Origin of the sequence: Novosphingobium taihuense, from assembly GCF_007830315.1 — a bacterium.
GTDB lineage: Bacteria > Pseudomonadota > Alphaproteobacteria > Sphingomonadales > Sphingomonadaceae > Novosphingobium > Novosphingobium taihuense.
In genome coordinates this window covers 392,401-407,038 of record NZ_VLKJ01000002.1, presented here as the reverse complement: position 1 = coordinate 407,038, position 14,638 = coordinate 392,401, and the positions used below count along the sequence as shown (strand labels likewise).

Genomic DNA, 14,638 nt, shown 5'->3' with positions numbered 1-14,638 from the left:
GGCCTGCCCTTCGTTTCGAGTTGGTTATTCAGCAGCTGGACGGAGATTTTCAGGCAGCGCTACTGACACCAACGATTAGATCAGCAAAGAAATCTCATCGCGTTGATGCGGCCAACGGCTTGTGCTGCATCATCAATCAGCCGGTCAAAGATAGCCTCAACCGGTTCCACCTGGTCCGCAAAGATCGCTGCATGACCCCAGTCGTAGGTGCCAGTCGCCAGATTTCCAGTGCGGTATCCTTCACGGGTCAAGGCGCCGGTCACATGAGGACGATAGGCTTCAAAGTCGGTTACACCTTGGGCTTCTAGGGCAAGGACAGCGGCCGTGGAATGATTTGCCAACACGCGGTGATTATCGCGCAGGATCTTCTTGATCACCACGCTTTCTGTTCCATTTCCGGCCACCATCTGATCTTTGTAGGCGCGGCTTGGCCACAGTTCCTCGGCCACCATCATGCGCGTTCCCATGATCACACCAGCGCCGCCCATCGCGAGCACAGCAGCGATCTGGCTGCCGGTTCCGATACCGCCTCCGATGATCACCGGCTTGTCAATTACCCCAGGAGCCTGCGCTGCCTGAACCATGGTGCCGATCTGGTAAATGCCCGGGTGGCCGCCACATTCATTGCCGACCACGATCACGGCATCAACGTCAGTTCTGGCTACAGATACAGCATAACGTACGCCTGGAACCTTATGGATCACCTTGATCCCGGCTTCGCGCAGTGCAGGGACAATCGGAGCCGGGTTTTGCCCGGCTGTTTCCACCACGCTGCATCCGTGTTCGACAAGCTGAGGGATCCGCGCGATGATCTTTTCAACGGATCCAGCCACGCGCGAAATGTAGAGGTTGACCCCAAAGCTCTTGCCGCCTGTAAGTTCGCGGCAGATCCGCATTTCATCGATGAACTGATCAGGATCGTCATAGCCAGTGTGAACGATGAAGCCCATGCCACCGGCATTGACGACGGCGGCAACATATCGTCCATCTGAAACGCCCGGCCCCAATCCTCCGGCAAGGATAGGGTGCCGAATGCCCAGCAGTTCTGTGAGGTGCGTGCGGAATATCTGGTTGCGCATGTCTGCCTGCAATGTAATCGGTCGGTTCAACGAAACCGGTGAATGCAGCTGTGATGGCCTGCAAAAGACTTTGGACCCAAATGGCGTGATGGTCACAATATGCAGTACGCCCGGTACTCGGGCATCAAGGGCTGACTACGATGGCATCCGCCGCGAAGCGTTTACGCCTGGAATGGGCGTGACGTTAAGCAGATCGTTCACCTTGGTGAAAACGCTTGTTTATATCAATCCATTGCTCTGAGCTCGACTTTGGCAACCTTGCCCGTTGCGTTCAAAGGCAAGGCGTCGATGAAGCGGACGGAGCGAGGGACCTTGTAATTCGCCATTTCCTTACGGCACCAGGCGATCACGCTTTCTTCTGTCAGGTCTGCATTCGGTGACTTGACTATGAAGGCCCGACCCACCTGACCAAGCCTCTGGTCGTCCACACCGATCACCGCAACGCGGGCGACGCCCGGCAGGCCCTGGATCATGCCCTCGATCTCGGCCGGATAGCAGTTGAACCCGCCGACCAGATACATATCCTTGATGCGATCTGTGATCGAATAGTTGCCGTGCTCATCTACCCACCCGGCGTCACCGGTAAGGAAGAAGCCGTCGGCGGTGAAGGCAGCGGCAGTTGCTTCAGGGTTTTTGTAGTACCCTTTCAACACTTGCGGCCCGCGAACGGCAATTTCTCCGACCTCGCCGACTGGGAGTTCTTGATGGTCGGGGCCGACAATCTTGACATCGAGGGACTTGAGCGCACGCCCCACTGTTCTCGCGACGATTTCCGGTGCGTCGCCAGGAAGCGTAGTCGTGACCGACCCAGCCGTCTCCGTCAGGCCATACCCTGTCTGCACCACGGTTCCTGCTCCGAAGACATCACGCAGTTCTTCAACCTGCCGCACCGGAATGGTCGTGCCACCCGTGGCGACCAGGCGAACACTCGAAAGGTCGATCTTCGATCTGTCGGGATGGTCGATGATCGCCTGTGCAATGGGTGGCGCGAGCGGCATGAAGGTCAACTTTTCGGCTTCGATCATGTGCAATAGATCAGTTGGCTCGAAAGTGCTGACCGGGATGACTCGCACGCCATTCAGGACAGACACCTGCCAGCCAGCCCGATAGCCAGCATTGTGAGCGAAGGGATAGGTGACCGCAAAGATGTCGTCCGGGGTCAAGAAGGCGATTTCGTCACGCTGGACATCACAGGCGAAAAGACTTTGCGCGCTGGTCATCGGCACGCCCTTTGGCTTGCCGGTGGTTCCCGAAGTGAAGATGATGTCCACGATATCGTCGCCGGCGGCCTGCGCGATGCGCTGGTCAAGCGCCTCTTCACTCACTGCCGCGGCTTTCGAACGCAGCGCGTCTAGGCTGATGACCTTGCCTTCACTTGCACTGCCACCATCCAGTATGACAATCGTTTCCAGCGTCGGGATGTTACGCTCCAGCAATGCCTCGACAAAGTTGAAGCTGCCGAACTGCTCGTCACAGAACACGATGCGGGCACCGGCGTCGTTCAGGATGCCTTCGGCTTCACGCCCGCGCAACCGGGTGCCGATCGGAACAAGCGTGCCACCAGCTGCCTGGATGCCCAACGCAGCCACTGTCCACTGCGCACTGTTTACACCCCAGATTGCAATCCGGTCCCCGCGTTCAATGCCCAACGCCAACAAGGCTCGGCCCAAGTCACGGCTCGCGGATTCCAGTCCTGAATACGAGAGATCACCTGAGCTGGTGCGTATGGCAATGCGATCTGCATGGATACGGGCCGATTGTTGAAAGCGACGGTAGATCGACTGGTCTGTCATGCTGTTCCCGTAAAATTCCGGGCTGCGACATGGGCCAACCCGACTCTTGTAATCGGAAGCTTACGTTGTGTTGTCGGGATGCTGTCAATTCATTCGGCCACCTGATCAAAAGGGCGATGGTTATTCTGCTGCCGCGCACTTGGGCCATGGCAGTGTGCATGCCGAGGCGACGGGGCCAGTGAGCACCCATGCGCTCCTGAGCGTGAAACGTCCCATTTGCTGACGATTGTCATGGCCGCCCCGGAAATACCATCATCCAACGCATGGCTGATATCGCAGGGCATATGTGCTTACATCTGGCCAGACCGTCTCCGGCCGTTCTATTCCACGGGCACGTGATCAGGCGGAGGGATCCCATGTACGAATACTGCAAGAACGTGAAGGTCGAGCGACGCGGGAATGGAATCCTTGTGTTGACGCTGGACAGCCCGCCCACGAATGCATTCAGCGACCCGATGCACGACGAACTGCGCCATGCGCTTGAAGATGTGAATTATGACCGTGAAACCAAGGTAATTGTGCTCACCGGTGCAGGTGAAAAGGCCTTCTCGGCCGGTGGTGACATTCAGCACATGCGCGAATTGCTCGATCAGCCTCGTCAGACTGTAGAAGGCTTTGTCGAGGCTCGACGCCTGCTCAACGCGTTGCTCCGCCTGGAGAAGCCCTTGATCACCCGCCTCAATGGCCATGCCATCGGCCTTGGCGCTACGCTCGCCCTGTTCTCAGACCTTTGCTACGCTGTCGAAACTGCGCGCATTGCAGACCCCCATGTTGCGGTCGGCTATGCTGCAGGTGATGGCGGCGCACTTATCTGGCCACAGCTCATCGGCTATATGCGTGCTCGCGAATATCTGCTCACCGGAGATCCGATCTTGGCAAAGGATGCAGCCGCGATGGGCCTGATCAACAAGGCCGTGCCGATGGCGGAACTTGATACGGTAGCCTTCGGAATGGCCGAACGGCTCGCCAACGGCGCAACGATCGCCATAAACATGACCAAACAGGCCATCAACTTGCCACTGCGTAGACATTTTGAAGGCATGATCGATGCGAGCGTATTCTTTGAGGCGATATCGGCCATGTCTGACGATCACCGCGAAGCCGTGATGGCATTCGTCGAGAAACGCCCGCCGCAGTTTACTGGTAACTGACCCGTTATTCCATGGCATTCTGCGACGCGTTGATAAGGGCTCTCTAAACCTTGCGCGTCGCCAGCCTTTCTGGCTCTGCAAACAGGCCGCAGCAATAAGCACGACCTCTGCCCGGCGAGCATCCGCGACGAACGGCGGCGCGACAAGATTGCTATCGCACACGCGATCATGGCGAGTAACCCCTGCGGATCGCTCGCATCGGCCCGTTCGTGATGGCACAGCCTTAACCGCACAACACATTGGAGGGCTCACCAGATTGCATTTTGCCGTCCGGACATTCGCTCTGTGACAACAGCACCTCTGCTTGGCAAACGCAGCGGTCCGGTCGTCGTCCCTGCGCTTATCACGCCTGCAAGGTGCAATGCTTCACCCATTGCAAAACGTGGTGCAGTGGCTGCCGGAATAGGCACCCTTGACCATGATCCGGACTATCGACCGACCAGTCTGATCGGAGCGCCGGCTGCGCGCTCTTTTGGTCACCGGGAGGCGTCTTTCGCTCCAACATCGGCAAAACGGCAAATCCGTCTAGCCGCAACCCCAACAAGCCCAATTGTTTGGAAGAAGCACATATGACGATCGGTTTCGACACAGAGCTCAACTCGGACCTGTCCCCATTGTTCGAGCCGCTCACCATTCGCGGCATGACCATTGCCAATCGCTTTACCATGGCTCCGATGACACGCAGCTTCTGCCCGGACAACCTGCCGGGTGACGATGTGGTTGATTATTACGCACGCCGTGCTGATGGCGGAACCGGTCTGCTCATCACCGAAGCGATCGGAACGGATCACCCCTCGGCCATCGGCGATACCGGATTGGGAGAGATGAACCTGCCACTGTTCAGTGGAGCCGAGACCGTGTCTGCCTGGTCACGCGTCGCTGATGCCGTACATGCGCACGGCGGGCACATAATTCCGCAGCTCTGGCATCAGGGACCGATGCGGATGCCTGACGGCGTCAATCCAGCCTTCTCCCCATCAGGTCGATACGGTGATCCGTCTAAGGCAGCAGACTACTATGTCGAAAAAGCAAAGATCATCTCGGCCTCGCCAATGCCTGTGCCAAGTGACGAGGATATAGCAGACGTTATTGCCAGCTTCGGGCGTGCCGCTCGCGATGCCGTTACAGCTGGTTTCGATGGCCTCGCGCTTCATGGCGCGCATGGCTACCTTATCGATTCCTTCCTCTGGGCAGAAACAAACCATCGCCCTGCACCATGGGGCGGCGATGCCGTTACCCGCACCCGGTTCGCTGTCGAGGTGGTCAAGGCCTGCCGCGCGGAACTCGGCGAAGATCGACCACTGATCTTCCGCTTTTCGCAATGGAAGCAACAGGATTTCCGAGCAAGGCTGGCTTCAACGCCAGCAGAACTGGAAGCAATACTTGGCCCCATTGCAGACGCAGGGGTCGACCTTTTCGATGCCAGTGTGCGGTATTTCAATACTCCTGCCTTTCCGCAGGAGAGCGAACTATCTCTGGCCGGCTGGGCCAAGAAGGTCACTGGCAAGCTGTCCGGCGCGGTAGGCGGCATCGGCATCGTCAAGGGCATGTACGACACCGTTTCAGCAGCAGCCGAGGCATCGAACAATCTCGGCTTGTTGCTCAAGCGGTTCGAGAACGGGGAATTTGACATCGCATCGGTTGGCCGCATGATCCTGCACGATCCGCAATGGGTGGCAAACGTGCGCAGAGGTGAACCTCTGCCGCCATTTGACCCGGATTCACTGACCCGACTGACCTGATTGCACAAATGCAGGTAAAGGTCGGGCATGGGCAGGGCAATGAGCCAAACCGCTTGATTTTCACGGAACACAGCAATGCCAATGACTTCGCTGCTGACATTGGCATCACGTGTCAGATTGCCGCCGCAGTCTCCGCGAAAGTCAGCACTTTCGACACGCTGGAATTGGCATTCATGAACGCAAGCAGGCGCCGATCCGGCTTTCAGGACTCGCCCTGCGAAAGATAGCGCTGCCGATACGCGTCAAAGCTCGGGCTAAGTGCCTGCCAATCCACCCCGAAAGGCTCGAAGGTGTATTTATGACGACCATAGCGATCGCTATCGTTCGCCGGATCATCAAGCCATGCTTGCATCCCCGCTTCTGCTTCTGCAGTCCAAGGAAAACCCCACTCGGCATAGCATTGCCTCAATGCTGAAATCGGATCGCTGATGAAGCTGCTGAACTTCATATGACGCACGCGCGCGTCATCCATGGCTGGATCTGCCATGACTGCCGCAAGCCGGCCGGAGAAGTCGGCAAGATAGCCTGCTGCCAATGTCGCGCGATCGATGGCTCCGCAGGTAATCCCGTCATAGACGACACCGACGATCGTCAGATTTGATGGCAGGAATTTTTCCGGCTCCCGGTGCGGGAAAAGACACCGAGCATCGGGGAATACCTTGAATAGCGTGGACAGGTGCCGCTGGTGCTCGATCCCTTTCAACACCCAACGCTTGCGCGGTTGCTTCCACTGCTGATGTTGCAGGAAGAGCTTGAGGAAGCGATACGCATCCTCGAAGTCATCCTCTCCAACCCGTACGGCCAGTGTCGGCGCATCGCACAGTACGACAGGGTAGTTGTCGAAGAAGTCGAGCGTCAGAACCTCTTCGTCCTCCACAAGCGTCTCAGCACCCATATCCCAGTAGGGATGCAGGGATAGAATGCCAGGACACCGGTCGACGTAATGTCTGACCACATCGGCGGCGGCGGCTTTGCGCGCGGCAGTTACCGGGCGTTCTCCTGGCGGCGGAGAAGGCTCATGAACCTGCCAGGCCCTTACAGGCCGGTTGGCAGGATCTGCGCCGAGCAATTCCTGCTGAATTGATGTTCCAGTACGCGGAAACCCAATTATGAAGATGGGATCGATGACCTCCTCATCCAATATTTCAGGGTGATTGGCGATATCGCGCGAAATATTCAGCCGCCGCGCCAGCAATCTGACAATCTGGCGGCGAGTGGCGATACGCTGGTCGACAGTGTACTCACCTGCACCACGAAGCGCTCTCAGCAACTTGCCCACACGGCTTCGCAGAGCGTCATCGACAAATCCTGACGTACCCGATGCAATTTCAGCTGATGCGATCACGGAATCGATGTCGAGCAGACGATCTTTGTCTTCCACAGTCCTACCCCCATATTCGAATCTCTTTTTATCAACCGCCTGCATTCCTTGTTATTTGGACGGGGACCAGACGCCGAAGATACTGATCATGCCTGCGGTGGATCATCGGATAGGCCTGCGGTGGTCGTTTCGATCTTGCGGTGCAGCTTACGCAACAGCATCGCCAGCATTTCTTGCTCTGCACTTTCAAGAGATGCGATGGCAACCCGGTGCGGAATCGTATTCTGACGTCCATCAAAAGCCCGCAGCAAATGAAGGCCATTACTGGTCAAACGGATCTTCTGGCTCCGCCTGTCTGTCACTTGCTGGCTACGCTCGACATAGCCCAGCCCTTCCAGCGCGTTCACGCGCTTCCCGAGCCCAGCAAATGAAATGAAGAAATGCTGCCGCAACTGCGATGGTGTGGCCTCATAGGGTAATCCGAGCCGGTGCAATGCATCAAGAACGAGCAATTCGCCGGTACTCAGGCCGCGCGCACGGCACTGCGCCTCAAAACTGCGCTCAACTGATCTTGCCACCTCAAGTATCCGCGTACTCAGCGCATTGATACGCGCATTGGCGACATCGTCTGCCAACGCCCAAACCTTCTCAGCCTGATCGATCAAATCGCTCACATTGCCAGTGTCACGCCCTGCCATATCCAGTCTCAACTTGCCGCCTCAGAACAGGCTATGCGTATAGCCGGAATCGACCCGGATCGTTTCACCAGTGATAAAACTGGCCTGATCAGAACACAGAAATGCTGCAACAGCGCCCATTTCCTTCGGATCACCCCAGCGGCCGCTAGCAGTCTTGGCCAGCATCGTTTCCGCGCTCAAACCGCCAGTCTCCATATATCGACGCGCGACTTCACTCATGAATGGCCCTGTTGCAATGGTGTTCGCGGTGATGCCAAACGTGCCGTATTCATGGCTCAAGGTCTTTATCAAGGCTGCCGCTGCAACTCGCAGGTTCTGTGCATACATCGGGTCTTCCAGATGAAGCACCTTCATGCCGATCGAGCCGATGCACAGGATGCGACCCCACTGTGCTGCCTTCATGTCTGGCAACACACCACGGGCCAGGCGGGCGATGCTCATCACCCACGTTTGATGGGCGTCATCCAGTTCTTCATCGGTTAGCGCCTCGAAGCCGCGCGTCTGCGACGCTGACCGGGGATTGACAACAAGAACGCTGATCGGGCCGAACGCGGCGTGTGCTTCATCAACAATGCGCTTTGCTCCGGACGCGTTTGACATGTCGGCCACAACCCCAGATGCTGTGCCTCCGTCAGCCCTGATCTGCTCGACAGCCTTGTTGACATGCTCGGCTTCACGGCCGGTAATGACAACCTTCGCGCCCTCTGCTGCCAGCGCTCCAGAAATGGCGAAACCGCACCCTCTGGAACCACCGGCAACGATGGCCGCCTTGTATTTCAGCTTGAGATCCATGAGCATTCCTTGCGTTGGCAACTCGCCAGGCCCTTCACAAAACGTCGGTCACACTGCGATAGCGGGGCGTTTTGGCCGACTTCAGATCGTCTGACTCAATCTTGATAGATGCCCCTCAAATACGCTCTCTGTCGCAAACTACGGTCATGACCCTCGGGTCGTTTGGCTTCAAAAATGGCGTTGGCCGGTTGTGTTCCGCCGTCGATTTTGCCGGGATCCGAAAGCTGGAGGTGCCTTTCTCCTTTGCGCCCATTCTCTGGCCCCAAACCAAACTTCGAGAGCGCAGATCTAGATAGCCCGGAAAACTATATTGACCTTGTTAATGAGGCTATCTGAAAATGCGCACGCAGCACTGGATCGCTTATGCGATGCCTCTTCCCGTAGGCTTCCCTGCTGTCAACTTTGGGGCGAGCAAGGTCGGAAGTAGGCAACTGGGTAAAGAGAAATTCTGTTTTTGGCATGATCAGACGAGCATGAAGTCATTTGGCTGCTGACGCTTTGTATGAGTGGCCGGCTGGCTCAGCCGGACCAGCCGTGATGATCGTCATCGGGCAGAGGTGCGAGGGCATAGCGGCAGCTGCAAGTTGTACAACGCTCCAATCTGGCATCCTGCGTGCCTTTGGCCGGAGCCGGTCGAGAAAGTGAGGCAATTTCCATGCTGAACCAGAAGGCACCGCTGGCAGGCAAGGTTGCAATTGTTACTGGCGGAGGACGCGGCGTTGGGCGAGGTATTGCCATCGCGCTGAGCGAGCAAGGCGCTTCCGTGGTGCTGACAGGGCGTACGGAAAGCCAACTCACTGCTTGTGCCAACGAAATTTCGGAACTGACGGGAGGTCAGGTCAGCCACATGGTGGCGACTGTTGGCGAACGACACGATGCCGACCGGACGGTGGCCACCACCTTGGCCCGTTTCGGACGACTGGATATTCTGGTCAACAATGCGCAATCCACCCCAAGACCGGTCAGCGTTTCGCTTGAACTTGTGACTGACGAAATCATTGCGATGGTCGTCAATTCAGGACTCATCGGGGCGATTCACCACATGCAGGCTGCGTTTGCCCCGATGAAGCAGCAAGGCGGCGGATCAATCATCAACATTGCATCGAATGCAGGTATTCTCGGTCATGCTGGCATGTCCATTTACGGTGCTGCCAAGGAAGGTTTGAAGGGCCTCAGCCGTGTTGCCGCGCGAGATTGGGGCGGTCACGGTATCCGCGTCAATGCGGTCTGCCCCGCATCACTGACGGAATCTGCCGAACAGTTTCAAAAGGATTTCCCGGAGCGGGCTACCGCTGTACTGGCCAGCATTCCACTCGGTCGTCTGGGCGATCCTGTTGCTGACATCGGTCGGGCTGTCGCGTTTCTGGCGGGGCCGGACGCCAGTTACATCACTGGTCAGACATGGTCGTTGAATGGCGGCCAGATGATGACCTGACGGCAATGACCTCCCATGACAACATCTGATCCTCCCTCGCCCCGCATTGAGGAATGGCGGTCGAACTGGCTGGTGGTGGTCGGTTCCGCACTTGGCATCGCCACAGGTATGGGCGTGTTTTCGTTTGTATCGAGCCAGTTCATCCTACCACTGCAAGCCGAGTTCGGATGGAGCCGCACGAGCCAGTCTCTGGCACTCAATGCCCAGATACTCGCCGGCCTGTTGGCGCCAGCCTTCGGGCTGCTGGTTGATCGCTTCGGAGCCAGAGCCATTGCGGCTGCTTGCTTTCCATTGGTGGCAGCAACCTATTTTGGGCTGGCTGCAATGCCCAATTCCCTCGCCGCCTTTTACGGGCTTATGCTTGCGCTGCCGATGTTCGGGATGGGAACCGCAGGCATTGTTTTCAGCCGCGCAGTGCTTGCCTGCTTCAATCAATCGCGTGGCCTTGCGCTGGCAGCATCCAGACTCGGAGTAGCGGTTGCGGGCGTGTTGCTACCCATCATGTGCTACGGAACGATCGCTAGGTTTGGTTGGCGCGGTGGCTATGTGCTGCTTGGCTTGCTGGCCCTGTTGGTTGGATGGCCAGCCACGCGTCTTTTGCGCCGCCGCGGAGTTAGCAGAGGCGGAAATGTCAGCCTCTCCGGGTTCGTTCAGCTTCTGCGAAATCGGCATGTTCTGATCCTGTGCGGCGCCGTCAGCCTGACCTTGGGCCCGATTGTGGGCATCATTGGCCAGCTTCAACCCATCCTCAGCGGCAAAGGCCTTGCTTTACAGGCTGCTGCGGCGCTGGGAGGCGTATTGGCTGCATCGATTTTTGCAGGGACGATTTTGACAGGGGCATTGATAGATCGGGTCTGGGCGCCACTGATCGGGTGCCTGTTCACCATCGCAGCGGCATGCGGCTGCCTCATGCTCAGCGCCGAGACACTCTCGGTCAACTGGGCGATCGCTGCTCTGGCACTTATCGGGCTCGGGCAAGGGGCGGAGATCGATCTCGCAGGATTTATGATTGCCCGCTATCTGGGCATAGAACAGCTTGCGGCAATATTCGGAATCACGATTACGGCGATTTCGATCGCGAGCGCTCTGTGCGGTATCGCAGTAGCAGCGTGCTATGATCACCTTGCCACTTATGATCCGGCCCTGATCGCGGGTGCAGGGCTCCTTGTCGTAGCCGCCATTCTCTACTTGGCAATGGGAAGATACCCTGAGCCTGAGCTCGAGAAATGACGTTCAAGCCTGCAACACTGACGATTTTGCAAAACAAGGGTGATGACAATGCCATTGGCTGATGACGCATGGAACGAATATCAGAAGGCAATAGACGAAGCCCGTCGCGCAGCGCTGGATTGGCGTTTTGCCCAGTCGCCCGAGATGCGAACGCAGGCAATGTACTTTATTTCCATGATGCAGGCCTTTGGCTTCAACACTTACATGGGGCCGCGCACAGCCTATCCTACGTTCTTCTCCCACCTAATGTTCACGCCGGTTGAGTACAACTGGGGGGCGCCCAGCCCTGATTTCCGCTATCACTGGACGAAGATCGATGGTTCGCGTGCATATCGGATCTGGGGCACCAGGGGAGATACGCCGTGGTTGCATATTCAGGCACAGAAGGGCTGGTGGGGCGATCCTGACCAGGCCAATATTGGTGCATGGGATGTCGATAACTTCACAATCGCGCCGGACGGCAGCTTCGAGATCATCGCCTCGCCCGATGAACGTCCCGGCAACTGGATGAAGCTTGACCCTGCGGCTCCCAACACGTGCCTGCTTGTCCGCGACATCTGGGATGAATGGGAGGGCACCACTGGGGCAACGATCCACATTGAACCGTTGGACATGCTTTCAGACGACACTTTGGTTCTGACCGAGGAGGAGATCGCAGACCGATTACGCGGCATCGCCTACCAGACGCGCTTCTCGCTCGATACCTGGATGCGCATGATCGAAGAGGTCGATCAGGCGGTAGGCAGCAACCGCTTCTGGCTGCCAGACGAGGACACCACCAAGATCGGCGGCAATCCGCTCGCCGCCTATGTGAAGATGCTTTATGATCTAGGCCCGGACGATGCGATCATCATCGAGACTGAGATTCCGGATGTGAAACACTGGAGCCTCCAGCTCGCGGATTACTTTTACCAGACAACAGACTATCGGTTCCATCAGTCGTCGATCAATAACAAGCAGGCCGTGGTCGATGCAGATGGCAAGGTCCGCATCGTGATGTCGGTCAAGGATCCTGGCGTGCCCAACTGGGTTGACCCGTCAGGCTTCCCCAAAGGCTATGCACAATGGCGCTGGTACCTGAGTGATCGCTTCCCGGTTCCTGCTACGAAGCTCGTCGCGGTGGCAGACCTTCGAGACCATTTGCCGGCGGAAACGCCGATCATCACGCCAGAACAGCGCCACGCGCAACTCCTTGCCCGGCGGGCAGAGGTCGGTCGCCGCTTCGGGGTTTGAAGCGCATTGGGTGATCCAGCCCTGTTCTGACAGAGGTTTGATTTTTGCGACTCCTTAAGGAGGATTTCACTGATGGGTGCAGAGCCAGCATTTTCTGAGGCTGGGGACGAACGAGGACCGGAAGGAAGATAACTAGCGGTGGCTTGATCCCTATCCGGAGGGGATGGGGAACAAGTCGCGACGTCTGATCTGGACGGCATATATCGCGCGGCAGCTTTGACCTGGCAGGTGATCTGCTCTGTGGTGACACGGCCTGACCGACCATCGATCACACCGCCCTAACAAAGAAGGGCAAGGTGTTGGCTGGCATCGCACCGCAGCACGCCACGGCGTTGGGCAATCCCGGCATTCCGCCTAGACATCACCCGCAGTGGCCGCACCGACACTGGAAATATCGATGTGTTAGCGCCTGGCTGTCGTGCTTATAGAGCGCCGCCACAGATCTGCATGTCCGATCCTGTAACCATCGCCGCCGCATCTGACATCAAGTAAGCAACCAATTCGGCAACTTCCAGAGGTGTCGTCCCGCGCGCTATGCGCTGTTCCCGCCCCGCTAGCCCGACTTGTTCCTCAGGCGTCATCACCCGCGCCACCGCCTCTGTCACAACGAGCCCGGGCGAGACGCTGTTAACCCGAACGCCGCGGCTGGCATAAGCATCCGATGCATAGCGGCTCAGGTGGATGACGCCGGCCTTGGCCGCAGCATAAGCCGGGGGGGCAAGCTCCATGTAACGATGCCCCGCCATTGAAGCCGTGTTGACTATCGCACCGCCGCCGTGTGCGAGCATGATGGGGATCTGGTGCTTCATTCCGAGCCAGGTGGCACGCAACGACCTGTTCATTGTCACGTCCCAATCGTCCACGGTCATGTCGACGATGGTCGGCCCCGGTATGCATAGACCGACATTGTTATGGGCCAGATCGAGGCGGCCAAACAGAGCAACCGTGCGCGAGACTAAGGCGATTACATCATCTTCCTGCGTCACATCAGCCTGGATGAACGCAGCACGCCCTCCGTTGGCATTGATTGCGTCGGCTACTGCAGCCCCTGCATCTTCAGAAATATCGCATACAACCACGGCAGCGCCACGCTCGGCGAGCAGTTTCGCACAAGCTGCACCTATCCCGTTGCCAGCACCCGTCACGATGGCGACCCGTCCCGTGAAACTCATACGCCTTCGTCCTGCAGATCGATTTTGTAGATGCGGGCCGCATTCCCGGCAAAGATCGCGTTTCTTTCGCTTGGCCCTAACCCGCCAAAGGCCAGTGAAAAGGCTTCGACGATGGTGGCGAAATCGCAGTGTGCCTTGTCGATCGGAAAGTTGCTTTCGAACAGGCAGCGCTCCGGACCAAAACTGCAGACCAGATGATCAAGCCATGGTGCCAGATGTTCCGCGAGAGCTGGTCCCGTCCAATGCTCCCCGCATGTCTTCTGGCGGATCTCGTCCAGCCCATGGATTGACGCGAGCACCCCAATTTTGACGTTGAGGTTAGGTCGCTCTGCCAGTCTTGCGATCCCATCGCGCCAATCAGACCAGGACCTGTTCGAATCTGCATATCTGCCTTTCGACAGCACCATCCCCGCATGATCGAGCACGATCGTGCAGTCGGGCACCCGCTTCGCCAGATCGACCAGTTCGCCAAACTGCGGATGGTAGAGCCATGCATCAAAGACCAGATCACGCTGCGCCAGAACATGAAGCGCGTGGCAGAACCGTTCATCGCGCATCATGTGCGGCAGCGTTTTAAGGATCGGATAGTTGAATTGTGCGTCTTCGTCCCATGCGGTTGACCGTCTGATTGCACGAAGTCTGCCATCGCCTGCTACCACCTGAGCGTCGACGATCTTTTCGAAGGGCAGGTCAGCAAAGGGATCGGCAAACCCGATGATGGCCGATGCACAACGCACCGGCTCTTCATCGAATCGTGCGCCCAGCCGGGCCGCAAAACGCGTCTCACCCGTCGCTTCAAGGCCTGGCGGCTGCGCAGCGTCATAATGCGTGTTGCATTCCGCAAACACCGTCGCACGCAAGTTCGACCCAAGCGGAGCAGCATCGCGCAGATAATCTCCTGGCTCATAGTCAGGATATCCCAACTCAGCCATGCCACCGAAAATGTGGTGGTGTGCATCAATGATGACGGGTGGGAGACTTCCCTGCACGAT

12 protein-coding genes are annotated in these 14,638 nt (G+C 57.7%); 5 read left to right on the top strand and 7 right to left on the bottom strand.

Annotation, left to right across the window (positions count from 1 at the left end; genetic code table 11):
• Positions 1-80: 80 nt before the first annotated feature.
• Together IQ25_RS06765 and IQ25_RS06760 are read right to left on the bottom strand one after the other, a co-directional pair.
• Entirely contained in the window at positions 81-1,079 is a 999-nt protein-coding gene (locus IQ25_RS06765) for an NAD(P)H-dependent flavin oxidoreductase (protein ID WP_144904023.1), read from the bottom strand.
• 224 nt (positions 1,080-1,303) lie between these two features.
• Positions 1,304-2,872: an AMP-binding protein gene (locus IQ25_RS06760; RefSeq protein ID WP_144904021.1), complete on the bottom strand. Its 1,569-nt coding sequence runs from the start codon at positions 2,870-2,872 to the stop codon at positions 1,304-1,306.
• Positions 2,873-3,228: 356 nt separating this feature from the next.
• Between IQ25_RS06760 and IQ25_RS06755 the strand changes: the two genes are divergently transcribed.
• Together IQ25_RS06755 and IQ25_RS06750 are read left to right on the top strand one after the other, a co-directional pair.
• Entirely contained in the window at positions 3,229-4,023 is a 795-nt protein-coding gene (locus IQ25_RS06755) for an enoyl-CoA hydratase/isomerase family protein (RefSeq protein WP_144904259.1), read from the top strand.
• Between the two features lie 569 nt (positions 4,024-4,592).
• Entirely contained in the window at positions 4,593-5,765 is a 1,173-nt protein-coding gene (locus IQ25_RS06750) for an oxidoreductase (RefSeq protein ID WP_144904019.1), read from the top strand.
• Positions 5,766-5,967: 202 nt separating this feature from the next.
• Here IQ25_RS06750 and IQ25_RS06745 read toward each other — a convergent pair whose 3' ends face one another.
• The 3 genes from IQ25_RS06745 to IQ25_RS06735 all read right to left on the bottom strand — a co-directional run bounded on the left by IQ25_RS06745 (position 5,968) and on the right by IQ25_RS06735 (position 8,576).
• The gene (locus IQ25_RS06745; RefSeq protein WP_158637692.1) at positions 5,968-7,146 is read right to left on the bottom strand and encodes a sulfotransferase; all 1,179 of its coding nucleotides are present in this window, start codon (positions 7,144-7,146) and stop codon (positions 5,968-5,970) included.
• 86 nt (positions 7,147-7,232) lie between these two features.
• On the bottom strand, positions 7,233-7,784 hold the full coding sequence (locus tag IQ25_RS06740; RefSeq protein WP_144904015.1) for a MarR family winged helix-turn-helix transcriptional regulator: 552 nt from the start codon (positions 7,782-7,784) through the stop codon (positions 7,233-7,235).
• 21 nt (positions 7,785-7,805) lie between these two features.
• Positions 7,806-8,576 carry an SDR family NAD(P)-dependent oxidoreductase gene (locus IQ25_RS06735; RefSeq protein WP_158637691.1) on the bottom strand — a complete coding sequence of 257 codons (771 nt, stop codon included), beginning with the start codon at positions 8,574-8,576 and terminating at the stop codon, positions 7,806-7,808.
• Positions 8,577-9,231: 655 nt separating this feature from the next.
• Here IQ25_RS06735 and IQ25_RS06730 point away from each other — a divergent pair.
• The 3 genes from IQ25_RS06730 to IQ25_RS06720 are packed head-to-tail and all read left to right on the top strand — an operon-like array spanning position 9,232 to position 12,474.
• Positions 9,232-10,011: an SDR family NAD(P)-dependent oxidoreductase gene (locus IQ25_RS06730; RefSeq protein ID WP_144904011.1), complete on the top strand. Its 780-nt coding sequence runs from the start codon at positions 9,232-9,234 to the stop codon at positions 10,009-10,011.
• Between the two features lie 15 nt (positions 10,012-10,026).
• Positions 10,027-11,241, top strand: a complete 1,215-nt coding sequence (locus tag IQ25_RS06725) for an MFS transporter (protein WP_144904009.1) — start codon at positions 10,027-10,029, stop codon at positions 11,239-11,241.
• Between the two features lie 48 nt (positions 11,242-11,289).
• Entirely contained in the window at positions 11,290-12,474 is a 1,185-nt protein-coding gene (locus IQ25_RS06720) for a DUF1214 domain-containing protein (protein ID WP_144904007.1), read from the top strand.
• Between the two features lie 422 nt (positions 12,475-12,896).
• Here IQ25_RS06720 and IQ25_RS06715 read toward each other — a convergent pair whose 3' ends face one another.
• Both IQ25_RS06715 and IQ25_RS06710 read right to left on the bottom strand, forming a co-directional pair.
• Positions 12,897-13,646: an SDR family NAD(P)-dependent oxidoreductase gene (locus tag IQ25_RS06715; protein ID WP_144904005.1), complete on the bottom strand. Its 750-nt coding sequence runs from the start codon at positions 13,644-13,646 to the stop codon at positions 12,897-12,899.
• Complete coding sequence (locus IQ25_RS06710; protein WP_158637690.1) at positions 13,643-14,635, bottom strand: amidohydrolase family protein; 993 nt, start codon at positions 14,633-14,635, stop codon at positions 13,643-13,645. Before IQ25_RS06710 ends, IQ25_RS06715 begins: the two co-directional genes overlap by 4 nt.
• Between the last annotated feature and the right edge of the window lie 3 nt (positions 14,636-14,638).

What these genes read in the sequence shown, in the direction of transcription:
- IQ25_RS06765 (WP_144904023.1), bottom strand. Translation starts at nt 1,079, where the DNA reads ATGCGCAACCAGATATTCCGCACGCACCTCACAGAACTGCTGGGCATT.
- IQ25_RS06760 (WP_144904021.1), bottom strand. Translation starts at nt 2,872, where the DNA reads ATGACAGACCAGTCGATCTACCGTCGCTTTCAACAATCGGCCCGTATC.
- IQ25_RS06755 (WP_144904259.1), top strand. Translation starts at nt 3,229, where the DNA reads ATGTACGAATACTGCAAGAACGTGAAGGTCGAGCGACGCGGGAATGGA.
- IQ25_RS06750 (WP_144904019.1), top strand. Translation starts at nt 4,593, where the DNA reads ATGACGATCGGTTTCGACACAGAGCTCAACTCGGACCTGTCCCCATTG.
- IQ25_RS06740 (WP_144904015.1), bottom strand. Translation starts at nt 7,784, where the DNA reads ATGGCAGGGCGTGACACTGGCAATGTGAGCGATTTGATCGATCAGGCT.
- IQ25_RS06735 (WP_158637691.1), bottom strand. Translation starts at nt 8,576, where the DNA reads ATGGATCTCAAGCTGAAATACAAGGCGGCCATCGTTGCCGGTGGTTCC.
- IQ25_RS06730 (WP_144904011.1), top strand. Translation starts at nt 9,232, where the DNA reads ATGCTGAACCAGAAGGCACCGCTGGCAGGCAAGGTTGCAATTGTTACT.
- IQ25_RS06725 (WP_144904009.1), top strand. Translation starts at nt 10,027, where the DNA reads ATGACAACATCTGATCCTCCCTCGCCCCGCATTGAGGAATGGCGGTCG.
- IQ25_RS06720 (WP_144904007.1), top strand. Translation starts at nt 11,290, where the DNA reads ATGCCATTGGCTGATGACGCATGGAACGAATATCAGAAGGCAATAGAC.
- IQ25_RS06715 (WP_144904005.1), bottom strand. Translation starts at nt 13,646, where the DNA reads ATGAGTTTCACGGGACGGGTCGCCATCGTGACGGGTGCTGGCAACGGG.